This window comes from uncultured Sphingobacterium sp., assembly GCF_964277905.1.
GTDB classification, from domain to species: Bacteria; Bacteroidota; Bacteroidia; order Sphingobacteriales; family Sphingobacteriaceae; genus Sphingobacterium; species Sphingobacterium siyangense.
On record NZ_CAXYKD010000045.1, the window covers coordinates 1 to 26,991 of the forward strand.

At 38.5% G+C, this 26,991-nt stretch carries 23 protein-coding genes; 6 read left to right on the forward strand and 17 right to left on the reverse strand.

Annotation, left to right across the window (positions count from 1 at the left end; translation table 11 throughout):
- Positions 1-300 precede the first annotated feature (300 nt).
- The 8 genes from ACHWSC_RS20300 to ACHWSC_RS20335 all read right to left on the reverse strand — a co-directional run bounded on the left by ACHWSC_RS20300 (position 301) and on the right by ACHWSC_RS20335 (position 6,001).
- Positions 301-918 carry a hypothetical protein gene (locus tag ACHWSC_RS20300; RefSeq protein WP_394677957.1) on the reverse strand — a complete coding sequence of 206 codons (618 nt, stop codon included), beginning with the start codon at positions 916-918 and terminating at the stop codon, positions 301-303.
- Positions 919-1,224: 306 nt separating this feature from the next.
- Positions 1,225-1,935, reverse strand: a complete 711-nt coding sequence (locus ACHWSC_RS20305) for a hypothetical protein (RefSeq protein ID WP_394677958.1) — start codon at positions 1,933-1,935, stop codon at positions 1,225-1,227.
- Positions 1,936-2,288: 353 nt separating this feature from the next.
- Positions 2,289-2,711, reverse strand: a complete 423-nt coding sequence (locus tag ACHWSC_RS20310) for a hypothetical protein (protein WP_394677959.1) — start codon at positions 2,709-2,711, stop codon at positions 2,289-2,291.
- A gap of 62 nt (positions 2,712-2,773) precedes the next feature.
- On the reverse strand, positions 2,774-3,337 hold the full coding sequence (locus tag ACHWSC_RS20315; RefSeq protein ID WP_394677960.1) for a suppressor of fused domain protein: 564 nt from the start codon (positions 3,335-3,337) through the stop codon (positions 2,774-2,776).
- A gap of 346 nt (positions 3,338-3,683) precedes the next feature.
- Entirely contained in the window at positions 3,684-4,130 is a 447-nt protein-coding gene (locus ACHWSC_RS20320; protein ID WP_394677961.1) for a nuclear transport factor 2 family protein, read from the reverse strand.
- Positions 4,131-4,287: 157 nt separating this feature from the next.
- Positions 4,288-4,776 (reverse strand): PepSY-like domain-containing protein, encoded by a 489-nt coding sequence (locus tag ACHWSC_RS20325; protein WP_394677962.1) that lies wholly within the window; start codon positions 4,774-4,776, stop codon positions 4,288-4,290.
- Positions 4,777-4,876: 100 nt separating this feature from the next.
- The gene (locus tag ACHWSC_RS20330) at positions 4,877-5,095 is read right to left on the reverse strand and encodes a hypothetical protein (protein WP_201670358.1); all 219 of its coding nucleotides are present in this window, start codon (positions 5,093-5,095) and stop codon (positions 4,877-4,879) included.
- A 147-nt stretch (positions 5,096-5,242) separates the two neighbouring features.
- Positions 5,243-6,001 carry an ankyrin repeat domain-containing protein gene (locus tag ACHWSC_RS20335; protein ID WP_394677963.1) on the reverse strand — a complete coding sequence of 253 codons (759 nt, stop codon included), beginning with the start codon at positions 5,999-6,001 and terminating at the stop codon, positions 5,243-5,245.
- 411 nt (positions 6,002-6,412) lie between these two features.
- Here ACHWSC_RS20335 and ACHWSC_RS20340 point away from each other — a divergent pair, with 411 nt between their 5' ends.
- On the forward strand, positions 6,413-6,934 hold the full coding sequence (locus ACHWSC_RS20340) for a hypothetical protein (RefSeq protein WP_394677964.1): 522 nt from the start codon (positions 6,413-6,415) through the stop codon (positions 6,932-6,934).
- Between the two features lie 164 nt (positions 6,935-7,098).
- Here ACHWSC_RS20340 and ACHWSC_RS20345 read toward each other — a convergent pair whose 3' ends face one another.
- Positions 7,099-7,545, reverse strand: a complete 447-nt coding sequence (locus tag ACHWSC_RS20345) for a hypothetical protein (RefSeq protein ID WP_394677965.1) — start codon at positions 7,543-7,545, stop codon at positions 7,099-7,101.
- 530 nt (positions 7,546-8,075) lie between these two features.
- Between ACHWSC_RS20345 and ACHWSC_RS20350 the strand changes: the two genes are divergently transcribed.
- From ACHWSC_RS20350 to ACHWSC_RS20370, 5 genes are read left to right on the forward strand one after another with little or no spacing between them, the layout of a single operon-like run.
- Complete coding sequence (locus ACHWSC_RS20350; RefSeq protein ID WP_201665659.1) at positions 8,076-11,285, forward strand: TonB-dependent receptor; 3,210 nt, start codon at positions 8,076-8,078, stop codon at positions 11,283-11,285.
- 37 nt (positions 11,286-11,322) lie between these two features.
- A complete protein-coding gene (locus tag ACHWSC_RS20355; RefSeq protein WP_145327758.1) occupies positions 11,323-13,236 on the forward strand; it encodes a RagB/SusD family nutrient uptake outer membrane protein in 1,914 nt (637 codons plus the stop codon).
- Positions 13,237-13,268: 32 nt separating this feature from the next.
- Positions 13,269-14,465 (forward strand): DUF5000 domain-containing lipoprotein, encoded by a 1,197-nt coding sequence (locus tag ACHWSC_RS20360; protein WP_394677966.1) that lies wholly within the window; start codon positions 13,269-13,271, stop codon positions 14,463-14,465.
- Positions 14,466-14,495: 30 nt separating this feature from the next.
- Positions 14,496-15,731 carry a DUF4998 domain-containing protein gene (locus ACHWSC_RS20365; RefSeq protein WP_145327756.1) on the forward strand — a complete coding sequence of 412 codons (1,236 nt, stop codon included), beginning with the start codon at positions 14,496-14,498 and terminating at the stop codon, positions 15,729-15,731.
- Positions 15,732-15,740: 9 nt separating this feature from the next.
- Complete coding sequence (locus tag ACHWSC_RS20370; protein ID WP_394677967.1) at positions 15,741-16,964, forward strand: hypothetical protein; 1,224 nt, start codon at positions 15,741-15,743, stop codon at positions 16,962-16,964.
- Between the two features lie 96 nt (positions 16,965-17,060).
- Here the strand turns inward: ACHWSC_RS20370 and ACHWSC_RS20375 are convergent, their stop codons facing one another.
- The 8 genes from ACHWSC_RS20375 to ACHWSC_RS20410 form a co-directional block, all read right to left on the reverse strand.
- Positions 17,061-21,113, reverse strand: a complete 4,053-nt coding sequence (locus ACHWSC_RS20375) for a two-component regulator propeller domain-containing protein (RefSeq protein ID WP_394677968.1) — start codon at positions 21,111-21,113, stop codon at positions 17,061-17,063.
- Between the two features lie 187 nt (positions 21,114-21,300).
- The gene (locus ACHWSC_RS20380) at positions 21,301-22,539 is read right to left on the reverse strand and encodes an McrC family protein (protein WP_394677969.1); all 1,239 of its coding nucleotides are present in this window, start codon (positions 22,537-22,539) and stop codon (positions 21,301-21,303) included.
- Between the two features lie 4 nt (positions 22,540-22,543).
- Complete coding sequence (locus tag ACHWSC_RS20385; protein WP_394677970.1) at positions 22,544-24,289, reverse strand: McrB family protein; 1,746 nt, start codon at positions 24,287-24,289, stop codon at positions 22,544-22,546.
- 128 nt (positions 24,290-24,417) lie between these two features.
- Positions 24,418-24,822: a hypothetical protein gene (locus tag ACHWSC_RS20390; protein ID WP_145327750.1), complete on the reverse strand. Its 405-nt coding sequence runs from the start codon at positions 24,820-24,822 to the stop codon at positions 24,418-24,420.
- 85 nt (positions 24,823-24,907) lie between these two features.
- Entirely contained in the window at positions 24,908-25,288 is a 381-nt protein-coding gene (locus ACHWSC_RS20395; protein WP_145327749.1) for a hypothetical protein, read from the reverse strand.
- A gap of 118 nt (positions 25,289-25,406) precedes the next feature.
- A complete protein-coding gene (locus ACHWSC_RS20400) occupies positions 25,407-25,913 on the reverse strand; it encodes a hypothetical protein (protein WP_394677971.1) in 507 nt (168 codons plus the stop codon).
- A gap of 130 nt (positions 25,914-26,043) precedes the next feature.
- The gene (locus tag ACHWSC_RS20405) at positions 26,044-26,553 is read right to left on the reverse strand and encodes a hypothetical protein (RefSeq protein ID WP_394677972.1); all 510 of its coding nucleotides are present in this window, start codon (positions 26,551-26,553) and stop codon (positions 26,044-26,046) included.
- 3 nt (positions 26,554-26,556) lie between these two features.
- Positions 26,557-26,973 (reverse strand): hypothetical protein, encoded by a 417-nt coding sequence (locus ACHWSC_RS20410; protein ID WP_204990805.1) that lies wholly within the window; start codon positions 26,971-26,973, stop codon positions 26,557-26,559.
- Between the last annotated feature and the right edge of the window lie 18 nt (positions 26,974-26,991).

Genomic DNA, 26,991 nt, shown 5'->3' on the forward strand with positions numbered 1-26,991 from the left:
TCACTATGCTCATCTCTATAGTTTTCTGCCGATAACGTATCCAACATATTCCGTTTTATTCTCGCTTTTAGATTGATACGTTTCATTTTATTCTCTCATTGAACTCAGCTAAAAGTATTAAAAAAAATACGCTATTAAAACTATTTGTAAACGACTATTATTCTTAAAATACAAATAGGCATGGCCATCGTCAAGGCATTAAGTAAGTAAGTAAGTAAGTAAGTAAGTAAGGTATACCTCTCAAGATAACAACATTAGCCTTTGAAAAACCATAGGGTCTTTCAATATTATTACGGAGAATTACCTCAAGAATATTATGATACGTAATATAATTAAACCAACAACAACTAAACAGATCATAAGTGGAGCAACGATGCTTCTCTTCTTATATTTTATTCCTTTCAAATATTGATCCCAAAACCCAAACTGCAATATGGCGGCACCTATTCCATACAAAAAAATACCAGTGAATCTACTCTGATCAAAATAATCTTTAAATTCATTGTATACTAAAATTAACGCTAGGGTATAACCAAATCCAAATAGGAGTGTTGCCCATGCTTCTTTTTTCTTGGATAATGTGAATAAGTTAATCGCTAACAATATAGCGCCTGTAAATAATCCGAATAGTATACTAAAATACCATATTGCTTTTTGAGAATAGAAACTGACGGAAGCTTTTTCAGCATCTTCATCAATATCCCATGTGTTAAGGGATTTGTAATCAGGTTCCTCTTTTTTCCTTGATGCTATAAGTTGATTTATCTTAACAATTTCTGTTTCGGAAAAAAAATAGCCCCTTTTTTTGAGAATGTCGAAAGCCATTTCTATAGCTTCAGGGACTGATCGGGTATCTTCTGAAGTATACCGCAACAGGTCCTTATTGGATAGTTTTTCTAAGACTGATCTTTTTACCATAAACCTAATATAACCAAACTACCAATTACAGTTATCACACTCTTAAATACGATTTTGAATCTTCAAATAGATATCGTTCATCTGTAATTTGCTCGCTAAATATTTCCTGAAATTTTTCATAGGGAATATGGGAAATATTTATAAATCCAAATACGTGTCTAGAATTGACTAAAGCTACTTCTAAAAATACCTTATAATATAATTTGTCTTTTTCCATTTTGATAATATTGAATTTACGGTATTGGTGAGTGGTGAAAATGGGGAGGTAAAAGCCAAATAAGAGTAATTTTACCATTATTGCTATTGCTAAAATGGCATTGTTACCACTCGCGCATTATATTGACCTTTTTTAATCTCAAATAAAACTGCATACCCACCAGCTCCATCGCCGTTAACAGTTGTAATATACAAACTATCATTTGAGTCATCATAGTAGCATGTTGCAAACTCGTTGTTTACATTAAATAGGTTTTCAATTTCCTTTGCCGGGATCTGGATAAATCTCCCCTTTATAGTAGCTTGAATAGAGGTGTAATGGCTTGTAGGGATTTCGCCATCTGTTCCCCAGACCTGCTGCCCTTTAAATTTGTCTACAACGGTATAGCCATCATATTGAGTCGATGAAAAATCACCTTTATTTTTTTCATAATCGAAACTATCTGAATTTATTTGCACGGTTATATCTTTTGCCATAAATTTTGCTGTGCCTTCATCAGAAAATACAGTAGGGATCTGCTTATAGGATTCGATATATTTAATTCTTGAATGGTGTACATAGCCAGTGATGCTCTTGTTGCTTTTGTCTGTATAATCTACAATTACCCAATCGCCGAACTTTTCATCAGGAAATGCATAAACTATTTCATCAGCAGCAATTTTTGAAACAACCGCACTATTCACTGTAGCTTGTTTCCTCAAATTTACATAGCCGTCTTTGTCAATGATTTTTGCAAATTGGGCCGAGGCCAATTGGCATACTGTGAGAAAAAGTAGTACTAAAAGATATCTGTGATTCATTTGCCTAAAGTTATTACTGATAATATTTTGCCCCCCGACTAATAAGATCTTGGACCATACGATCTTCCTTACGATGGCTCATATTTACGAATTTAATTGAAAGATAACAATCTCGCTACCTTTATATCATTTGTTGATTAAAAATATTTTAAAATATATGCTCGGACTAGCTATTTATGAATTTATATAATTAAAATCCTTTTACCCGTCTTCTACTGAAAACTCGCTAGGGTTAATGACTTTTTGTAGATAAATTTCATCACTAAGCAATTCTAAATGTTCTTGCATCAATCCTTATGTTGCTAGAAGTGGAAGCTGTTTTTAATAACAGAACAGTATAACTTATTATTAACTCATTCCATAAGATTTGAAATCATATTCCTTCTCCGCAATGGATTATTAATGATTTCCTGAATGAATAATGCCCAATCCTGTTCCATATCATTTAGATAGTCAAATGGCGCTGGATAGTTGAATTTAGGAGCAAATGGAAAAGAAAATCTAACAATTAGGTCGTCTTTATGATAAATAAGAAGCTCCATCGTATTCTCCGTTAGTTGTATCAAATCTACTTTACAATGATCTCCCACTTGGAACGTTGTTGTACCAAATAAAAAATAAAGTTCATTTTTCTCTACGTACAAAGCTGTCAAAACGTCTTCAATCTGTCTGTACCATCCATAAATATTGGTGACTGGATCCAATTTTTTAAACTCTTTGCCAGATTCTAAATCAAACAGTATATCGTGTAATTCAAAATTTCGTAGTAGTTTCATAGCTATCTATTTTTTAGAAAAGTTGGTATTTTTGACTACTAAATCCCGAGATATTATTTCATTCAAACCAACGTGTCCCTGAATGGATCTAAATAATTTAATCCTCGTTCTTCAAATATTTCCTCAAGCTTTTCGGCACCAATTTCCTTTTTAAAAGCTACTTCCTCCTCGGTAATAGGCAGCAACCAATAGAAATGGACTGATTTATTGTTATCAAGGGTAAGAATTTCGAGTTTGGGTCCATCGAGATAAGGCAGCGAAATAAGGCCATAAGAACAGGGAGAATCCATGCGCCATCCTCTTCCCCAGTTGATGGTATGCCAATGTCTCAAACTTGCGCCAAATCTATGATAATGTGCTACGATTATTAATGATTCAACTAATGTTTCATCTTGCTCACCAGAAAACATGTGCAGTTCGAGGGCAAATTCATCGTCCAAGCCAGACATGCCTATAGTGGCATAAGCCCACATGTTCCGTTCGGTTCTTGGGGGAAACTCCAGCACCCTAAAGTGATCGCCTAGATCCTTATAGGGACCTTTTGGCCAAGTCAAGACGTTATATTCCTGCCCCCAATTACAGGTATAGTGTTCTAAAAGCTTCTGATTATATAAGGCTGTATCCATTTTTTTCAATTTATCAAAAATAATCTACTCCAATAAAACTATTTCAATATAACCCTTGCTCTTACTATACAAAACGGCAACAAGCTTCATTTCGACAAGAAGATTTAACATAAAAATTGGCTTGGTACAGTGAAAATACAATAGTTTTTAAAAACATTGGATGACGAAACAATGGGAAACATAAAAATTACTGTACAAATAAACGCTAAGAGAAATCGTCTGATGATAATCAGGTCTTTTGACGTAAAAAAGCCAGATTTCGCGATCTGGCTTCTAAACTAAATTTTAACCTATGATTCACTAGTGGTTTGTCTTTTATTATTGGCAAACCACCAGTTATTGGATACTACTTATAAGAATTGATTGATTGGGAAACTTTCCAGTCATTGCCCACACGCTCCAAGGTAACGAGATCTGTCTTGGTAAAATCTTCAAATTTCAACGTTACTTTAGCGACCATAAAGTCTGCCGACTCCTCTAGGATATCCGTACTTACAGTACAGTTCAGCTTTTCGCCTTTTTGTTTTTTCAACGATTTAATGACTTCGCTACGGCTGTTAGACTGTGCATTGGAAGCTTGGATCTTTTGATTAAAATCCTCAGCAAACAATTGTTCTACACCTGCTGATTCCCCTTGAGTCGTTACCGCAACATAGTGATCAAGTGCAAAGTCTGCTGTAGAAAGGTTAACGTTTGCTTTCTCCGTTTTCGATGCGGGCTTGTCTGCTGCCATAGCAAATGTAGATAGGGCGATTAAAGCTGCTGCTGCGAATGTTTTTACTAATGCTTTCATAATGTCTTTATTTTATTGTGTTAGTTTTTTTATCTGTTCTTATTTGTTGATTCAAAACTACGACACAATACGCCCCTAGACTACGGGCTTTAGACCAACGATCAGGAAAACTCGGTAAATGGCAGGAATGGGGAGATAAGAGAACCCTTAACAATAATTATTTTTTCTTGCGCAAAAATTTGCCTTTGGTATCAAAATATAGTTTATTGTCATTCGTTAGTTCCAATTTATACCCTTTAGAAGATTTATCAATGCTCTCCACAGCAGTACCCTTGTAATTTTCTTTCAAGTAAGATTGTATAGACTGGGGAAAAAAAACGGTCGGCAGTCCAATTCCATCTGGAGCTTTAACCTCGATCCAGTTACCCAACTTCCCAAAGTCAATTTCAGTACGATCAGCTAACATTACTTCGTGAAATGTTCCTGTGGCAGAAGGGGATTTCTTTACCTTTACTTCAAGTATCTGTACATTCGGAAAATATGCCTTAATAAATGCTACAGCACTATCTGGTAGCGTTACATTCTCTAAAAGTTTAGATTTAAGTTGATTGTCTTTGCCGAAATTATAAGCCTTATTACTTTGCGCAGCATTTGAACATGCGCAAAAAATTAAACAAGTAGCTATTACCAAGAGAAGCTTCCACATGATCGTTGTATTTTTTTTAATAATAACTTTAAAAAAAGCGAAATGTTTTTAAGAGAATAACAGTTGCCTCACAGTCAAGCCCCCAAATTTATGCTATCATTCATTTGATTTCATAATTTCCATTTTCCGGCCAAATTGATAAATATATTTTTCCCTTTATTTTTCTTATTTGAATGTCTATTATAGGATTACCAACTCCTTCCAAATCTATCAAAGTAAACTCATCTTTCGTTAAAGATTCGATGTTACCTTCTGGTTCCAAACACAGAAACACTTCCTCCCCTGTATCGTTAGTCAATTTAATTTGTTTCGTTTTCATATTGATCAAAATGTTTTTATAACTCCTTTAGTTGAAAAACGCTCAATTAAGCAGATGGATTGCTCTTGCTTGCTGCAACGTATTTTGAAAAATCATTCCAGATATAGTCATCATCCGCATAATCGCGAACGTAAGCACACTATTAAACTATTTCTGCGCTTTAGATTTTAAATAGTTTAGTATGTCTTCTCTAAGTCTAAACTCCTTGGATCCATCTTTGTATTTTTTACTCATCAGACTTTCTTGTATGGTCTTCTCGACTCTAGGGCTTTCATTATGTGCCTGGATAACACAACAGTATTTTGGAATTTTGATTTTCCGCTCTATTATCAAATACTTAAGAATTTCTAAATTATCAAAAATTATAGCATAAGAAATTAGACCTACCCCTTCACTATAATCATATTGATTAATGTCGGCACCTCCCTCAATCAGTGATTTCACAATATCTAAACAGCCACTTTTGCATGCTTCAAGCAAAGGGCGATTTGTAACAGTATAATTAGCATTTGCAAAAACCATAGGCAAACTATCATTCACATTTCCCTTATAGGCTATTAAAAGCTCCAAAACATCCAAATCGCAGATTTTTTTCTTATAAATATGATTACAAGCGATGAACATCGGAGTTGTTAAATCACCTTCAGTCTCATTTGACCTAATATTAGGATCAGCTCCCGCTTCCAATAAATAACGTACAGATTTTTTCAGATTATTTGCAACGGCCAACATCAATAATGTATGACCATATTTTGGTTCTCTAATATCTGGAGAAATTGCTGACTCTCTCAGAACTTCATTAATTCTTTCTTTCGATTCACTTTTTACGGCATTCGCAAGGTCTCTCGTTGCATTCCTTTTAAAGAGATCAAAATCAAAAACCAGGAATAGGTTTACTACAACCACACGTCATTAAAAAAATGAATACTACTATAAAATATTTCATGTATAGAATTATTTACTGCCTAGGGTCTTTAGAACGCTCATGATACGATGACCTTTTTACAGTTTAACTATCAAATGTTAAATTAGTTATCCTAGGATCAATAACCACTATTTTTTGATTTTTCGAACACACAGTTAACAAAACAAAAGCTATAATCGTAAATCTAAACATAATTAGTATTTTCATGAAGAGAATTTAGACATTAAACTACTGGAATATTCATTTCGGGGCAAGCTGTTTAAAACAGTAGTTATCAATTGATCTTTAGTAATAATAGCGTGTTCCGACTTTGAAATCCTGGATGTACGCAGAATCTCAAAACCTTAATTAGAAGTTTGTAAGAACCAACGGAAACCAAATTCGCTAAAAAAATGAAATTTTTGATTAGAGTAATTTTATTGACGATAATTGATTTTGTAATTATTTGGATATGGGTTAGACAGATGAACCCTGATCCAAGCATTTCTATTGGAATTTTAATACTTATTCCGCTTGTAGTCATCTTGAATTTGATTATAGCGTTGATTTTATACTTCACAAAAAAGGAATTTGTTTCCCTTTTCATCGTTAATTCAATTATTTCTGGAATATTAATGTCATACTTATTTGGGCAAGGAATTGATAGATACCAAAATAATAGACTTGAAAGTTGGACCTTTAAATTGAAAAATGAGACCTACACGATGACACATTGGAAGCTCGAAAACACTTTTAGTATCAGTGAAAGTAGTAGACCTGGTTCATCAATTGAATTTTTATCGGGGAAATTTATTAAAAAAGGAGATAAATACTATCTGTCAACAGACACAACTGAGTTCATCATCAAAAAAGGATATCTGTATAAATTTAGAGATGATAGCGACAGTATAAAGTTGACTAAAATTGAAAGATAGTTACTTAAATAGTAGTTATAACTATATTATCAATTTCTGTTATCTTTATAAAAACATGATGATATGGTCGACCTAGAACGCAGAAAGATGCTTGCATATCGCCTAAGACATTTAGTCATCGGTCGTATTAGCAATGTATCCTAACTTTATGGTTTTCTTGCTCGCTATTTATATGAATTAATCGATTTGGATACTTTCCAGTCATTCCCCACATGCTCCAAGGTGACTAAATCTGCTTTGGTGAAGTTCTCAAATTTCAAGGTTACTTTAGCAACCATATAGTCTGCGGATTCCTCGATGATAGCTGTGCTTACTGTACAGTTCAGTTTCTCCCCTTTTTGTTTTTTCAAGGATTTAACCACTTCGTTACGGCTGTTAGATAACGCATTGGTAGTTTGGATCTTTTGATTAAAATCAGCTGCGAATAACTGCTCTACTCCTGCTGATTCGCCCGCAGTCGTTACTGCAACATAGTGCTCTAAAGCGAAATCAGCTGTAGAAAGGTTAATGTTAGCTTTTGTTGCTTTTGCTCCAGGTCCTTCAGCTGCCATAGCGAAAGTTGATACTGCGATTAAAGCTGCTGCTGCGAATATTTTTACTATTGCTTTCATAATGTCTTTTTTTATTGTGTTAGTTCTGTTGTTCTTATTTGTTGACTCAAAACTACGACACAATAGGCCCCTAGCCTATCGGCTTTAGACTAACGATTAGGAAAACGCGGTGAATGGCGGAAATGGGAAGGTGAATCTAAATAGGATGAGGACTGATGTCAATACACCATCAACGACAGACAACAATGTACTGTTTCGTGTAAAAGCAGACATTAACAGTGAATTTACTCAATAGCTACTTACCAAACTATTTCGATAAAGAAAATAAGCCGTTGATTCTAGCGACAACATGTTCTCGCAGCCCCATATTGACGGCACCAAGACGTTATTTACAAAAAATCAGGGTGAGATATTCGGCCAAAGTAAGGGAGATATTCGTATGGGTTACACCAGACTATTGGTGCAAAACCGACCATTTACTATTGACCATTTCACCCCCTTTTTTTGCTGTAAATCCCCTCGAATTATCCAATTCATTGTAACGATAATTGTATTCAACATAACTCAATTTATAACCAAAATTCTTATTAATGAAAAGATGGAAGAAGATTAAATCTCGTCTAGGAATTTTTATATTTCTAATGACGGCAGCTTGTTGTGCAGCTATGGCGCAACAGGTTCGTGTACATGGAAAAGTCTCCTCGGAAAATGACGGTACAGCTGTATCGGGCGTCACAGTAAGTGTATTGGGGGGTACTATGCGCGTATCTACGGATGGAAATGGAAACTATGTCCTCAATACCAACAAAACGGCGACATTGGTATTTAGCAGTGTCGGCTATGCACGTCAGGAAATTCCCCTGACCGGGAAAAAACCAGATGCCAGCAATACCATCACCTTAGACATCCAAATTAAACTAAACGAAAATGTTATCGACGATGTCGTTGTCACGGGTTTTGGTCAACGCGAAAAAAGAGCTTCCGTAGTCGGCTCCGTAACCACGATTAATCCGAAAGAATTAAAAGGACCGACAAGCAACCTAACGACTATGCTCGCCGGAAGGGTTGCCGGTATGATTGCCTTTCAACGCAGTGGTGAACCTGGATCCGATAATGCTAATTTCTTTATTCGGGGACTTGGAAGTTTTGGTACCGGAAAACAGGACCCATTGATTCTCATCGATAACATCGAATCTTCACCGACCGACATGGCCCGTTTACAGCCCGATGATATTGCAAGCTTTTCTGTCCTTCGCGATGCCAATGCGGCTGCCATGTATGGTGCCCGAGGTGCGAACGGCGTCGTTCTGATCACCACAAAACTGGGTAAAGAAGGTGCTACAAAATTTGAATTCCGTACGGAAAGTAATGTCTCTACGAATACCCGCAATTTTAAATTTGCAGACAACATCCGCTACATGGAAATGGCTAATGAGGCTTATCTGACCAGACCTGCTGATGCTTCCAGTGGACAGGGGCTCCCGTATTGGCAGACCAAAATTGACCATACAAGAGCCGGAGACAATCCGCTGCTCTACCCAAATAATAATTGGATTGACCAGCTTATAAAAGACTACACCATAAACCAACGCAATAACCTAAATATCAGCGGCGGTGGAGCAAAAGCAAAGTACTACCTATCCGGCACGTATAACATCGACAATGGTATTTTGAAGATGAACGGAATCAACAATTTCAATAACAACATCAAGTTAAAAAATTACTCCGTCCGTTCTAATGTTGATATCAACTTTACACCTACTACGACGGGTATAGTACGTGTATATGCGCAGTTTGACGATTACAATGGACCGATCGGCAGCACAGACGAAAATGGAAGCCGTATCAATGGTGGAGCTGCGACCTTCAGACGTGCCATCTGGTCGAATCCTGTCATGTTTCCGGCGATGTATCCGTCTTCTTACATGCCTTACATGAATCACCCTTTATTTGGCAATGCATTAAATAGGAATGGTGGTTTATTTGTAAATCCTTATGCCGAAATGGTACGTGGCTATCAAGAATTTAATACATCTACGATCATGCCACAGATTCAAATTAACCAAAATCTAAATGCATTGATCCCGGGTCTGAGTCTTACGGCAATGACTTATCTAAAACGTTATGCTTACTTTGAAGTAAGCCGCAAATATAATCCATTCTATTACACGGCATCTGCTGATGCTACTGGCGATCTAAGCCTCCGGGTCATGAACGATGGTTCCCTGGGATCGATTGGTACAGTTGGTACCGAGTACCTCGATTATTCAGAGTCTGCAAAAGAAGTAAATTCGATGTTTTATGCGCACGCGATTGCCAGCTATAATCATGCTTTTGGTAAGCATAATGTAGGGGCGACAGTCATCGGTTTAGTTCAAAATTCATTGAGTGGGAATGCTGGGAACTTGCAATTGTCTCTGCCTTCACGCAATATCGGTCTTTCTGGTCGCTTTTCGTACAATTTTGATGACCGTTATATCGCCGAGTTCAACTTTGGTTATAATGGTTCAGAACGTTTTGCCAAAAATCGACGTTTAGGATTTTTTCCTTCTTTTGGCCTTAGCTACAATATATCCAATGAATCATTTTTCGAACCTGTAAAAGATGTCATTTCAAAATTAAAAATCCGTGCCACCCATGGTTTTGCTGGTAACGATCAAATCGGTCGTTCGCAAGATCGCTTTTTCTATTTATCTGATGTCGACATGAATGCCTTTCAGATTGGATTTGGTGAGCTTTCGGGCTATAACAGACCGACCATCGCCATACGTCGCTATGCCAATCAGGATATCACATGGGAACGATCACGCCAAACAAACTTTGGGCTCGAACTAGGCATCTTTAAAGACCTCGAATTAAATGTGGATGTATACAAACAGGTCCGAAGCAATATTCTCACCGGCCGATCTTATATACCGAGTACCATGGGGCTGCGGGCGGCTATTGTCGCCAATACAAATAAAGCCGAAAGTAAAGGGGTGGATGTAACGCTAAATTATAACAAAAATTTTGGCGACAGCTGGTACTTTCAGGGACGCGGAACGATGACTTATGCCGTGAGCAAAAAACTGATTGTGGATGAACCCGCTTACAAAGAAGCAAGTCGCTATACAGTAGGAACTTCAGCTTCCCAAGAGTTTGGTTACATCGCTGAGCGACTTTTTGTAGATGATCAAGAGGTGCTGAATTCTCCGGTTCAGTTCGGGAAACCAGGCTTAGATTATCTGGGGGGAGATATCAAATACCGTGACGTAAATGGCGATGGACAGATCACAGATTTAGACCGTGTCGCGATCGGATACCCTACCACGCCAGAAATGATCTATGGATTTGGTGGTACTGTGGGTGGAAAGGGCTTTGACTTTAGCTTTTATTTTCAGGGATCTGCACGCTCTTCTTTTTTCATTAATCCCGAAAATATTTCGCCTTTCTATTTAAATGGTGGCTCGCAAAACGGCCTTTTACAGGTCGTTGCTGATAGTTATTGGAGTGAAGAAAATCGAAATCTATACGCCTTTTGGCCTCGTTTAAGTGAAAACATTATTGCAAATAATAACCAGAGAAGTACCTGGTGGATGCGCAGTGGCGCTTTCCTTCGATTGAAAACAGTGGAAGTAGGCTACACGTTTAAGGAAAGTTTGATGAAACGCCTCAAAGCAAAAAACCTTCGGATATACGCCAATGGAATGAATTTATTTGCCTTAAGCTCTTTTAAAATGTGGGATGTCGAGATGGGTGGAAAAGGAATAGGCTATCCGATTCAGGCCGTATATAACATGGGCTTACAACTGAGCTTTTAATGTGAACTACAATTAAGAAATCATGAAAAATAAAAATATGAAAAAGACAGCAACCTATATCGCATGCCTCTTGTTTAGTGCTTTTGGAGTTTCTGCCTGTAAAGATTATATCGATGTCGTTCCGGACAATGTAGCGACAATTGACAACGCTTTTTCCTTACGAAATGAAGCCGAGAAATTTCTCTTCACCTGCTATGCGTGGTTGCCAAATAATTCGGATGCGCAAAGCAATATTGGATTTCTTGCCGGCGATGAGGTGTGGCTACCCGTTGCCCAGCGTGAAATCTATCCAGCAGATAACTGGCGGATCGCACGCGGTGGACAAAATGTCAATCAACCACTTGTAGACTCCTGGAGGAGTGGTTTATGGATTGCTATCCGAGATTGCAATATCTTTTTAGAGAATGTTTCTGATCTGTCCAAAGTACCTGATCTCTCCAGCGATGATCGTTCGCGATGGATTGGAGAAGTAATGTTTCTAAAAGCGTATTACCATTATTTACTATTCCGCCAATATGGCCCAATTCCTGTTGTCGAAAAAAATATATCCCTTGACGCGGATCAGTCTGCTGTACGGGTAGAACAGCGTCCTGTTGATGAAGTAGTCAATTACATTGTTTCTTTGCTGGACTCTGCTGCACAAAAATCTGTTCCTTTAATTATCCCAAACAAGGCTGCGGAACTTGGACGGGTGACCAAACCCATCATTCAGGCTATAAAAGCTGAGGTATTGCTGACTGCTGCAAGTCCTCTATTCAACGGAAATACAGATTATCAGTCCATGCGCAATAGCAAAGGCGAACAGCTGTTCAATCCTTCTTATGACGCCTCAAAATGGACAAAGGCTGCAGACGCTGCAAAAGCTGCAATTGAATCTGCGGATGCGGCAGGTATTCGTTTCTTTCCTTTTAATAAGGCTGAATATGGGCAGTTTAAGATGAGCGATGCGACTGCTCAGGTACTGGGTATCAATCTTGGCTTCAATGAACGCTGGTCTGCTGAGCACATCTGGGCAAACCCCAATCATCAGGCCTGGAATATACAGCGGGATGCGATGCCTCTTTTAACTCCTGAAGCAGTGGTCGGTACAGCAAGACAACACCTCAGTGCCCCCCTGAAAATCGCAGAAATGTTTTATACTAAAAACGGTGTTCCGATAAATGAGGACAAAACCCTAGATTATAACGACAAGTCGAGCCTGCGTGTATCTACTGCCGCAGATCGGTACTACGTCAAAGAAGGATATACTACGGCACGTCTAAACTTTGACCGTGAGCCCCGCTTTTACGCGGACCTAGGTTTTGACGGTGGTATCTGGTTCAAATTTGATACAAAAAGCCTATCGGATGAGGATACATACTATGTGCAGGCAAAGTTAAATCAACCTGCTGGTGCTAATAATCATGGTTGGATCAATGAAACTGGATACTTTCTTAAAAAATTAGTGAATTGGGAACAAGCTTTCAGCAGCAATGGTGTCAGTTATAAATACTATCCTTGGCCAAACATGCGTCTAAGCGATATTTATTTGATGTACGCTGAGGCATTGAATGAAGCAAATGGTCCTTCTGCTGATGTTTATACGTATTTGGACCGCATACGTGAACGTGCTGGAATACCGGGTGTCCTATCTTCTTGGAACCAGTTTTCATCAAACCCAGACAAACCTACGACCAAAGAGGGACTTCGCGAAATTATTCAACGTGAACGGATGATCGAATTAGCCTTTGAAGGAAAACGCTATTGGGATCTAAGACGCTGGAAATTGGCCGTTAAATATTTCAATCAGAATATTACTGGCTGGAGCGTGAATCAAGAGATCAGTGCAGATTATTACCAGATAAGAACATTGTTTCAGCAGACATTTGTCGCTCCTAGAGATTATTTCTGGCCAATAGCCCAAGGTGAATTAACCGTAAATCCTTCATTGACACAAAATTTAGGTTGGTAGTCCTTTTAATTTTATCCTTAAAGTCTCAAGAAATGAATATAAACAAAAAACTAGTGCAGTCTATATTTTTCCTCTGCATCTTATTCCAAAACTGTAAAGAAGAAATTCAAGTCGCTCCTGTCGTCAACAGCGCAGCGCCGGGGCAGGTCAGCAATGTTAAAGTGGAAAACTTGGCTGGCGCAGCACGACTTACCTATACCTTACCAAAAGACCAGGACCTATTGTATGTCAAAGCTGTCTATCAATTAAAATCGGGCAAAGAAATGGAAGTGAAATCCTCCTACTATAACAATACGCTGTTGGTGGAAGGTTTTGCAGATACCAACCCGCATTCAATTAAGCTCTATGCTGTAAATAGAAGCGAAATCAGTTCGGCGCCTATTGAAGTCTCCGTAACGCCTTTAGAAAATCCGATCTGGAATACTTTCCGAAGTCTAGAGGCCATTCCAGCTTTTGGGGGCATTCGGATCACTGCAGAAAACGAGACCGAGAAAAATCTTACCGTGATGGTAATGGTAGACTCCTTGGGTGAATGGGTACCTTCTGTAGACAACATCTATACCTCCGCTAAACAGATTTCACGTACCATCCGTGGGTTTGCACCAAATCCCAAACAGTTTGCGATTACGGTAAGAGACAAATACATGAATTTTACCGATACGCTTGTGACGACTTTGACACCGCTGTTTGAACAGGCACTTCCCAAATCCAGATATACCGCTATCACATTGCCTACGGACACCAAACAACAATATGCTTCTACGGGACTATCCAAAATGTGGGATGGAGACAATTGGAACTGGCCAAATATATCATTGACTGACGTCACTGTTAATGGTCCACAATGGGTCACATTTGATACCGGGAAACTGGCCCAAATGAGCAGGATTGTAATTTGGGACTATCCAGAATATACCAACAGCGGTCGTATGTATTATTATGGTGGGAATGTGCGATTTTTTGAAATTTGGGGTTCGGACAACCCGCCTTCGGACGGAAGTTGGAACAACTGGACGCGCTTAGGCACTTTCGAAAGCAAAAAGCCTTCTGGACTACCCATGGGACAACAAACGGATGAAGATTATCAACTTGCCAATTCGGGTTTAAGCTTTGACTTTGATGTGAGTGCACCAAAGGTCCGTTATCTACGCATCAAAACCATTAAAAATTGGCAGGGATCTTCCTTTATGTCCATCGCCGAGTTACAGATTTATGGCGATCCACGTTAAGACAACTTGTTTATTATCAATTAGACTATTATGAAAGTAGCACATATTAAAACATTCTTTATCATGTCCTTGCTTAGCATGGCCATGCTTTCTTTCCTTTGCTGTTCAAAAAGTGATGATTATAAAAAGTATCTGGAAGGCGGTGAAATTTCCTACACCGGAAAAATTGATTCTGTAAAGGTCTTTTCGGGTAAGGAGCGCGTCTATATTACTGGATTATTTATGGCCGACCCCAAGGTAGATCGCCTCAAAATATACTGGGATAATCGACAAGATTCGACTGAGTTAAAAATCAATCGCACGGCAGGCGTAGATACCTTAAAAATTTCACTGAAAATAAGTGAAGGGGTACATAATTTTGAGCTTATCACCTACGATGCCCAAGGGAATAAGTCGCTTAGCGTTTTTAAAACTGGCGTGTCTTATGGCGAACGATTTAGTTCGGGACTTATCAACAGACCAATGTATGCTGTTGACTATTTTGCTGGGGATCAAAAAACCACCGTCAATTGGGGAGGAATTGATCTGACAAGTGGCGCTCAGTTTACAGAAGTTGAGTACACCAATACGTCAGGGAAATTGATAATTCAAAGAGACTCTATTAAGTTAGGTAAAAGTATTCTATCGGATTTTCTCCCTGGTAAACCACTCCGCTATCGTACATTGTTTGTTCCGGATTCGTTAAGTATCGATACGTTTTACACAAACTATTCAGCAAATATTTCGCCCAAGGAGGTTTATCTAAAAAATATGAATTTTCCTTTCGAGACTTCCGAAATGGCCGGCGATCGCTGGGGTACACCTGCCGTATGGATGGTCAATGATGCGGCAAAAAACTTCAAGACAGCAGACGGAAAATATTATGGTGGAATTGAGATTCGTGATAAAAAAGCCTGTTTATCTTTGGAAGCTGGTTGGTGGCAATGGGCATCACCTTCACCTAACTTAGCACCAATTGTAAATGGTAAGATTTATCAAACGACCAACCTACAACCGGGCAAATATCGTTTTACGGTTTCCAAGATTGACAAAGGCAGCGCGGGTGTCGTTCACCTCATCGCTGCAAAAGGCAATACCTTGCCCGATCAATCAGCCTTGAATACCGCCATAGGCTTTCAAACTCTTTCAGGAAGCAATGCGATATTCGAATTTACAGTAACTGAAGCCGGACCTGTAACCCTAGGTTTCCTCGGAAACATGAATGGAACCGCTTCAGATGGTTCTTATTTTAAAGTCTCAGGCAATATGATCTTTGAAAAATTATAACCTAAAGATATGAATAGAATAGTTTATTATGCCTTTTTTACAGCCTGCACTTTAGCAGGTTGTAAAAAAGCTACTCCCGAGAATAGTATAGTAAAGCCTACGGAAAAAACAGATCATATCGCACTTGCTGAGCTTGGTAAATTAGCCTTTTCCAATATCACGACTACAGGTGCTATGGTTACAGGAAAAGTGCTAAACAAAGGTGGTGCCCTTGTTACCAGTCGTGGCATCTGTTGGAACAAAGATCCAAATCCAACAATCGACAATAACCCCATTGAGGCAAATTCCAGTAAAGGTTCTGGTGAATTTACTGTGGCGCTGACGACCCTCACGCCCTCCCAAACATACTACATCAGACCTTACGCCAAAAATAAGGGCGGTATTTCTTATGGTGAGCAACAGGTATTAACCACCGCCGATATCCAATCGGTTACCTTCGGGACGAACCCGATCTTTATCGTGGGATCATCAATCGCTTACTATGATGTCAATATCATCAGCAGCGGTGGTGGTGCTGTGACCGAAAGAGGGGTCTGCTGGGGCTTACAGGAAAAACCGACCATAAATGATCATAAGGTTATGAATGGCTCAAAAGGTACAGGCAAATTTAGAATCGGTATGCTCAATCTCAATCCCAGTACAAATTATCATTTACGCGCTTATGCGACCAATGAAACAGGTGTAAGCTACGGACCCGATATTTCCTTCCATACGATCGCCAAGGGCAAGGTAACCTATACATTCAATAAAGTCGACAATCCAACAGCGCAACAACTTGCTGCATACCAACGATTGCAAGTGGCTCTGGACAGCGCGGTATGGTATGCCAATAATTATACTTCGGCTACCAAACATGTTTATCTCAACTACGACCCCGGGGTTCCGACAGCCGACGCTAATAACGAGGGCTGGATGCGATTTGGTGCCAGTGAGAGCTACCAAAATATCCGGACCATGTTGCATGAGATGAATCATACCTTCGGTACCGGGACGACAAGCTGGTGGTCACAAGCGATTATCAATGGTAAATATAGTTTGGCAAATGCCAACAAAATGTTAAAAATGATCAGTTCAGATGAATCAGCCGTGATAAATGGTGATAGCATGCACTGGTGGCCCTACGGTTTAAATCAAAATTCTGAAGTCAGCTCAAGCTGGGATTATGTTTACAATTGCCTGATCATAGAAGCGATGCGAAAAGATGGCATGACAAGCCACAGTGGACCTTACTAGCGAAGACCATAGGCTAACAAAAAGAGCAGGAAAACAGTATTCCCTAACAAGGTTACTGCTTTTCTGCTCTTTTGCATTTTAGAAGGCTTTAAAAGATTAACTGAGACTATTGGGCAAATTTCCCAGATGGCTGTAGCGCTTGCGGTATTCAGAGGGCGAACAACCAAAGATTTTGGAAAAATGCTGTCTAAAATGTTTGATATCTTTAAAGCCAACATGATATGCGGTTTCATTGATATTCGTTTTGCTACTTATAAGTAGTTGTGCTGCTCGACGCATCCGAATATAACGGATAAATTCATTGGCAGATTTTCCAGAAATAGATTTTATACGTCTATACATATTGGAATGGCTCATCCCAAGTTCGTCGGCAAGCATCTTGACCGTAAAATTTTCATTCAACAAATGCTTCTCAACCACCGCTATTGCCCGTTGTAAAAAATCTCTAAAGGCAGCCGGAACTTTATGATCTTTGGATTGCAAGGTAATTTCACTGTAGAAATAGGTATGTAGTCTATTTTTGTTTTCTATTAGACTTTCTACGCGTGCCACGAGCAGCTCCTTGTCAAAAGGTTTAACGATGTAATCATCTGCACCAACTTCTATTCCTTTTAATTTAACTTCAAAAGACGAACTTCCAGTTAATAAGATAATAGGTACATGGCTTTGCTTTCTATTGCTTTTCAACTGTTTGCAGAGATCGATCCCAGAGGATCCACCCATCATCACATCACTAATGATGATACAGGGTTCTAATTTCTCTAAAATAGTCAATGCCCTTTCGGCACTATTTGCTTTGACAACCTGATATTTGTCAGAAAAAATACCAGCAATATAGTTTAGCATATCCTCACTGTCGTCCACGATCAGTATCTTCTCTTGCATGTCATTTTCATACAATTCATCAATTGCCGGACTTTTTACAGAGCGGGCTGAAACTGGATGTGAAGGATGCTCTTCTTCAGTGGAAGGAAGATAGCCATAAGTTTTTTGCTGTAATGCAACGGTGATATCCAGAGCGGATGAACTGACCTCGGTAATAGGCAAATTGATTGAAAAAGTTGCTCCAGAATGTGGGTTTGCGCAATGCTCCAATTTACCTTGATGCAGCATGATGAATTTTTTAACAAAAAATAGCCCAATTCCAAAACCATCTGCATGATGGTTAATTAAGCTAAAATTACGTTTAAAAGGTTTAAATATTTCTTCTGTTAGCTGAGTTGGAAACCCCTGTCCCGAATCGATGATATCACAATTTAGCTCCCTGCCTATGCGGCTCACCTTAACAGCGACAGATCCGCCACTAGCCGTATATTTAAGTGCATTTTGAAGTAAATTGATAAAACAGATCTCCAATTTTTCATAATCTGCCTTGATGATTTGTTTTTCAATAGCCGTTTCAAATGAGTATGTGATATTTCGCGAACTTGCCAATTGCCTAAAGGATTCAAAGGTGTTCCGCCAAACCTGTATGATGTCAAATATAGTATAGGCGAGTTCATCAAAGTTGCCATCAGATTTTCTAAACAAAAGAAGTTTATCCGCAAGGTTTAGCAATCGCTTGGAATGATTGTAAACGGACAGTAATTCTTCTGATTCAGCCATATTCTTTTTTGATTTGATGACAATATCTTTGATCGGATTGACAATGAGGGTCAATGGAGTTCTAATCTCATGGACGATATGGGTAAAAAATGCCAATTTATCTTCAATTAATTCGTGCTCTTTATCCCGTTCAAACTCTGCAGTCTTTAATTTAAAAAGCAACATTTCCTTATTCTCTCGATACCTATTATAAAGATAAAGGAGCGCAACGAGTAGTAAAATGTACCCCATATATGCCCATATACTTCGATACCAGGGTGGCAAAATTTCGACATCAATAATCTTTTCTGCTTTGTTCCATTCGCCATTCGCGTTGGTCGATCGGATATGCAATTTATAGTTACCTTCCCTGAGATTTGAATAATAAGCAATCCTTTGCTTATTGACTTCATTCCAACCTTTGTCCCATCCCTCTAAATAATAGGCGTAGTCGATCCTATCCGAAAAACTAAAATCCAATGCCGCAAAGGAGAAGGATAAAGTCGCCTTTTCAAATGGTATTTTTAGACGTTGAACAGTATTCAAGGGGATTTGATTATCCTCCCAAGTTTGCCCATAAGGTACATTATCAATGCTCAATTGAGTCAATTTTAACGGGCGAAACCTGGCCTGAAAAAATATATCCTGCGGTCTGAATATATTAAAACCGCGTATACCACCAAAAATCAACTGATCATTCTTTAATTTGATGGCAGCATTGTAATTAAATTGATTACTTTGGAGCGCATCAGACTGATAGAAGTTTTGAAATGTTCTTTTTTGCACATCCATTTTGGATAGTCCATCAAGTGACGAAATCCACATATTACCTTGGGCATCCTGTAAACTATTCAACAAAGTATTGCTCACCAGTCCATCCTTTTTGGTATAACGCCTATAGTTCATCGTACTTAGGTTCAGATGTAAAAGTCCTCCCCCCTCTGTGCCAAGCCAAAGAAAACCGTTTTCTGTTTGTTGGATAAAACGAATTGGGCTGCCGATGTGATAGCTCTTGTATTGCATAGTAGGCAAGTCCAGACGGAATAAAGAGTTCCAAGATCCCATCCACAAAACAGCATCTTTGTCTTCAAAGAAAGCTAACACATCATGTATTGGCAAATCGAGGTGTTTAAACTGATCTGTGATGGTATCTAGGCAGTAGACATTTCCACTGGCGAGTGTTGAAGCCCAAAGCTTCCCCTTACTGTCTTTAAATAAACGCCATACAGCATTATTGACATATGGAGTGTTTGGATAATAACAGGCATATTGTTTTACTTGGCCTGTTTTTGTACTTAATTTAACAACCCCCATATCATAGCTTCCAATCCACAACTGGTCTTTTTGATGCTGAATCAGCGACGTTATAAAAGCGGGTTTGAGTTCCTTATTTGTTGAATAGGGATAATTGACCAAGGTACCTTTCGCTATACTCCATTTGTATAATCCATCCCCATCGGTTCCGATCCAAATATGATTTTGATCAGCTTGCTCAAACGATAAAATAAAGTCAGCAGTACTTACCCGCTCGCTATTGGGATTAAGTTTGAATGTTTGAAATCTTCTTTTTACCGGATCTACAATATTAATACCCCCTCTTAATGTGCCAATCCAAAGCCGATCATCTTTATCTTCCAGTACTGCAAAAATAGACTGACTGGTTAGTTGCTGTTGGTCAAAACCAATATTATCTTCAAACGTTCGCGTTATAATATTAAATTTCTGTATGCCATTACCGTCTGTACAAATCCACAGCTTTTTGTCTTTTCCAAAATAAAGGTTAACGATAGACTTCCTGTCAGTATTGTGATTATAGGTTGCAAAAGCACCTGTTTCTACATGATAACAACTAATTGTTTGGTTACTGGCGAACCAAATATCTCCTGTAGGTGCTGCCGCCATTGTTGTTGACTGCAGATCGGCTTTTTTAATGATTGAAAAAAGTCTCTTTCTGCTATTATAATAGGCCAAACCAACATGGTCTATTAATGCCCAGACGCCGGCATCAGCAGCTTTGCAAATCGCTGAAACACGATAATCAAGTTGATTTTGGCCAGCACCTTTTAAAGGTATCTTTTGGACGATACTTCCACCTCTTGTTTCTTCAACTTTAAATAGCCCTTTGGATCCGCCATGCAGAAATAACTGGCCTTGATTATCCTTTTCTATCTGATGTATTGGAAAATTCAGCATTTTATTTCCTCCATCTGAGTATACTAAAACTTGTTTACATTGTGTGCGATTGGGATCTATCACTGCTAACCCACTTTTCGTTGCTACATATAGCTGTGAAGAAGCACTTTCGGCAACAGCTGTTACACGATTGTCGGGAAGGGTGCTCTTAGACAATGGGTCGTTTTTAAAAACCTTAAATTCGTACCCATCGTAACGATTTAGGCCATTTGATGTCCCAAACCACATAAATCCATCCCTATCCTGAAAGATCGTGGTAACAAAATCATTTGAAAGCCCTTTATCGATACCCAAATAAACAATAGGCGACTGACACCATAAGACATGAATAGGCAAAAATAATCCCAGGAGGATCAAGTAGAGATTTTTCATAAAAAGTTTATAATTGTGTTTATGACACTTAAATTACGAAAAGCCTATCGATCAACAAACTGAAATACAATATTTATTATCCAACGATCGTATGCTTGTTATGATAAATGCGGTTAATTCCTTTGCGACTGAGTTTATTACATTCGAGAGGACAATAGGTTGGGAGCCGACAGGAGAGCTGGAATGGCTAAGTAAAATTAATCAGTGCAAGAATATCATTCCCTAAAGATTTGCTCAAATTGCCTTTTTCATCCAAGATCGACAGCAAACCAATTTGTGCTATATATTCTTTTCCATGATAGGAATCGCACAGCTCTTGCTTTTTCTGGGTATTGGCATGGGGATACAGCAACATCCCTCCTACAGCATTCCAATAATCCGCATAAACATAGATCTGTCGTAGATCTTGCGTGGATATCATATCATAGCTATAGTTCTTCCATTTGGTATCAATGACAAACTGTTTTCCACTGATTCGATGTTTCAATAGGATATCTGGTCGAAGGGTCTTATCGCGCCAAAATTGCTTGCTCTCCTGGCCTCGTACTTCCCAATATTTCGAACAGTTCGCCAACTGCGCAAGCACATACTGCTCCCAGAGCTCATTCATATTGAAAAGCAGAGCCAGCATATTTTCAGTTCCCGCTTTGACATTGGGGGCATAGTTTAAAATAATCAATCGTGCTAATTCAATTGCTGTTCGATAAGATTCCGTTTTACGGCTATAAGATAGCCTATCAAATAATTGCTGGTCGGCCCAGATCTCTTTGACTTCTGGAAAATTCAATTGCGCCGTCTTGCACCGTCCATAACGATAGCTCCCATGCGACAGGCGAGCAACTATTTCCAAGCCTAGCTGGAGAATCTGATGCAGCACATGGTCACCGCCATATACTTGATGGGTATTGTAAAAACGCTCTTTATGAACGAGATTACGCTGAATATGCCCTGCAAACTCCAGTTTTCCTTTGAGCGCAACGGTATTTTTAGTTTCCTGATAATATTGTTTCACCAGTCCGTGATGCAGCAATTCTTCTACCGCTGTTAAATACCAGTCAAAATAGATATCCAAGAGATGGATGTGCTGTTTGTCAACAAAAGCTTCACCCACTGCTGTAACCTTTAACCGCTCCGTTTCGAGAAGCATTTCGATCAATACTTCGCGCCAATTGACGGTAGATGCAGTCCGCTGGATCTTGGGCAGGATTTCAATGACAAGATCGTCCACCTGAACAATCCCGACATAGTTTTTAAATCGGATACCCTGATAGACAGGCGCAAAGTATTTACCCTGATATAGATCATTGTATTTGAGCAGCACATCGAAATAAAGTTGCGCAAATCGCAGACTTTCTCCAGACTGAGTCTTGTAGGATTGATTGAGATACAAGGTATCATGCTCATAGACTTGAAGGACATGCTGCATATGATTATCCGATCAATTGATTCAAGGCATCAATAATATTTTCTTCTGGTACCTCGAATACATTCAGCTTTGGTTTATACTGCGGCTTCCGTATTCTTTCGAAGTCCGGAAAGTGATCTCCTGAAAAGTTGTCATTTTCGATTTCAACAAAACCTGGTCCCAGCACCAGAGCAATTTTCTCCTCATCCCGATAAAAGTATTCTTTGAGTAAGGGTACGATGCAATTGTTAAAAGCATGCGTGAGATCGCGCGTTGACTGCACATTAATCAGATAAGCATGTCCAATTTGATGGTCTTTGTCCAAAAGCACTTTGATGCGATTGTTGATTCTACTGAGGACATGTTGCAGATTGATATTTTCGATGATGATTTCCCCAAGCAGCTCGGCTTTGGGCATCATTTCCACAAAGGCAAACCGACGGCGCAAAGCGGTATCCAAAGCTTCCACCGAACGGTCGGCTGTATTCATGGTACCGATGAGATACAGATTGGATGGTACCGAAAATTTCTGCTTGCTATAAGGAAGGATAACTTCAAGTGCTTCATCCCGTCCTGCACGTTTGGATTCCTCAATCAACGTAATCAGTTCACCAAATATGGCGGATACGTTGCCCCGATTGATTTCATCGATAATTAAAACCACAGGCTTTCCTTGAATATCCTGATTGGCCATCGCCTTTTGAAATACCCCGGAATTAAACTTACCGACCAGTTCGGCACTAGCAGATGTTTCTTCACTCGAGTGCAGTTCGAGATAGGTATTGTATGCCGCATGGGCACAGGCAATCTTAAACAAACCGCTTTCTACTTCATAGATAAGCTGCTTGCTTCCATCGTCGGTTTCATGAAAACGGGGTTTGATTCCTTCCACAAAATCCTCATAGCTCATGCTCTGATGAAAAGTTGTAAAAAGGATCTGTCCGCTGTCCACATAACGCTGATAACGTGCTTTCAGTGAAGTCCTATCCTCAAGGGACAGTTCCGTTTCGCTTTTTCCTTCGATGATGGAAAGAGCCAAATTGATGCTATTATAGGTTTTTCCCGTACCAGGAGGACCATACAAAATCTGGTTGAGCTGTATTGGGATACTGTTTGCAAATGTTTCGGTACTGACAGATGTTTCCTCATCCCCTATTTCTTTAACGATAGCGTGGTGTTTTTCGACACGTTGGTTCAGCTTATTGATCAGACTGACAAACTCCTGAGGTGTAACGCGGTGCGCTGTAAACCGTTGGATAGATTGCTTGACACTCAAAATACCCTGATCGACGATAGCGATAATATTGGCCAACTGGCTATCAATATCCTGGTACATCGTTTCCAAAGAGACATAGTTTTCCTTGAGGCCAGCGATTCGAATCGTATACATTTTTGCAGTTTCATTGATTTTCCGTGCCAGCTTATACTTTTCCACCAAAGGCTTTTTAATTGTCTTGATTAAGCTTAACACAGCACGATTTTGATCATCTTTGGGATCTTGGGTTTGGGTAAATTCAAAATAGTACGTATAAGTAGACTCCCCCAGCACGAATATTAGACTCATCGCATCGCCAGAAGAACCCGGGAAATTGACGGGAATAGACCAAAAGGTAGTTGCAAAATAGCCCGAACGCTGGGTTCCGATAAAGTAATCGGTTTCGGAATTCTTCGTGGCACTTTGTCTCACTGTAAACGTAAAATTGTTGTCTGCCTGATGTTTGGACATCAGCCAATCAAAAACACTTTTTTCGTATGCTTCGTAACTTAACATATATGGTACTGGCTTGCTATCTCGGTATTCCTACCGTGTTAAATAATATTCTTGAAAATCTAATTTGATCGCTGTAGACACAGCTCTTAAGGATTGGACAGCTGCCTGTCCTTGGAACAAAGATACGATTAATACGTCTGTTTTTGTCGATATACTTTTGGTTCATGCGCTGACAGCACATTGATTAAACCATCGGCATGCAAAAAGATAAAATGCTGAACATTTTCTTTACTAACAATCTGATAACTATTTTTTACTATCCAATCAATCAAATCAGATTTTTCCACCGTAAATAAGGACCAGTTTCCTGTAATACCATAATCGTCAATTATTTTTAAAGAACTGTTTTCATTTTGATTTTGATAATAAAGTGCATGAAATCCAAAATCGAAGACAAGGTTAGGTTCAATATTCTCTATTTCAAAACTTATCTGCAGTCCATTCTCTTGATCATCTGATAAACTTATTAAATAAAGGTCTCCATTAATCATTTCAGCGGGATGCCATTTTTTTAACATGTTGTTCTTTTTCATATGCAAATTTAGTGGTGTTTAATGGCTCATAAAAATGGGTAAGCATTCCCTTGAGCGAATTCAAGCTTCGTCTTTTTTCTCCATTTTAAACTTCCGCCTGCCAAACCACTTCAATTTCATCACCGCTTATGATGTCGATAATATTATTTACATTACCTATAGAATAGTGTTTCAGATCCCAATCTGAAAACATTTCTTGACTTTCTCTACGAAACCAATCTAAATAGTTTGAATTATCAGATACCACTAAACCTCTATAACCTGGATGCTCATAGAGGCTTCTTGATCTTGCACCTTCATCTGTCACTTGATAAGACATTACACCTTTAAATTTTAAGATTAATATTCGGTCATCTTTCATTTCAGCCAGATGAATCTCTATGCTTCCACCGTTGTCCGTTAAATGAACAAAATAAAGATCATTTGGTGGAGGAGATACTGGATCCCACTTTATAAAATCATTCATCAGCATTTATTCTTAACATTATTGTAAATAAAGTTGGTAATAATACTTTTCTGCCATAATCAATCGATACTATTCCATTCAAACATAACACGCTAAAGCGAAACCTGCATTAAAAAGGTTAAAATTCCTCAAAAGAAATCGTTTCTATTTGATTCTTATCTGCACGATTCATATCAACCCTTGTAGCCATAAAACAAAATCCGTCCGATATTCCCATACCAACTTGATTTTTAAGATTACGGATATATTGAGTGTTCCAGTTCTTTACCTTTTCAACAATAGGAGAGGATATCTCCACATTAACCTTTTCCAGATCAGTGTTACTAAGTAACAATTTAACAATGTGAAGTTTTTTACTACCAGTCTGCCGATGATAACTATAGGCTACACGATCATTCCAGATTAGCCCAACATAATCTCCCCAAGCAAGATTAAATCCCTCTAAAATCGTAAAATGACCTGGCGAAATCACATCGGAAGCCTCTTTTGCCAATATATTTCGACCTTGCTTTCCAAAATAGATAATACTTGCATAATCATCCTTTTGATCCATATTATTGAAATAGATTAATTGATCCATATGAACTTTTTCCAGCACCCCGACAGCCTTTTTCGTTAGAACCATATTTCCTGAGCAGGCTGTAAATAAAAAACAAATTAAACCAATTTTCAAACAATGTATCATAAGCTAAATTTTATGTTATATGCAATTCAGCGCATAATAAGAAGATCCTTTAACATAGAAGAAGATATCCCTACTCTTGAATAGTAATCACCCGACTACTATAATGCTTTTGACCTAAAGCTTGAAGAGGATAAAAATCTGTTAATGATACATTGTTATAAAACCTATCGCTCTCAATTTTAAAAATAGAATCTTTTACAGACATTAACATGGAAGTAGTGTCAATACAGATAGCACATTGCTGTATCTCCTGTTTAAAAAAAATAATTTGCCATTTTTTACAGAAATTGAATTCTTTTATATAAGGATTTTTTCTTGCATAATACGTTATTTTTAGATGGTCTAGATCGTGAAGAATATCCGCTACTCGGCTCGCTTTCATTGTTTTTGCACGACCAATTGAAAACATCGAACTATCCTGGTAGAAACCGCTTAACAAATCATCCATCTGCCATGAAATATCGTTTACATAGGACGTATCCGAAGAGAAAATCATCACCTTGTCATATTGGCTATTTTCTTTACTAATGTTTCCGCAGCCCAACAATACGGGAGACAATACATATATAAGTCGTTTCATATTTTAGGTTTTTGAGACATCACAGACGGTTACCTCTTCCTTACTTAACCAGCGAAATGTAGCAGGTTCATCTGAAAGCACCTCAATTGCATTTTCTAAATTATAAATAACGAAATGTTCAATATTTTTTCGTTCTAAAATATCATAGCTGCCCTCAATAACTGAATCCAAATAAGCGGAGCATGTAGATCTTGCAAATCCTCGAAAATCGTCGTTCTCGTTAACCATCTTCATTAGCGCCAAGTCGATCGTAACTTTATACGAAACAAAATACTCAAATTTTATTTCGAGAATTTGAGTGTGATCAACTAAGTTTTTTAAAAGAATAACTATTTCACTGTATTCCACATACATTTTATAAAAAAATAAATCTTGAGGAAGGGATAAATCAATAGCCCATTTTTCATATTTATCTTTCATCGTGTAGTATCTAAATTT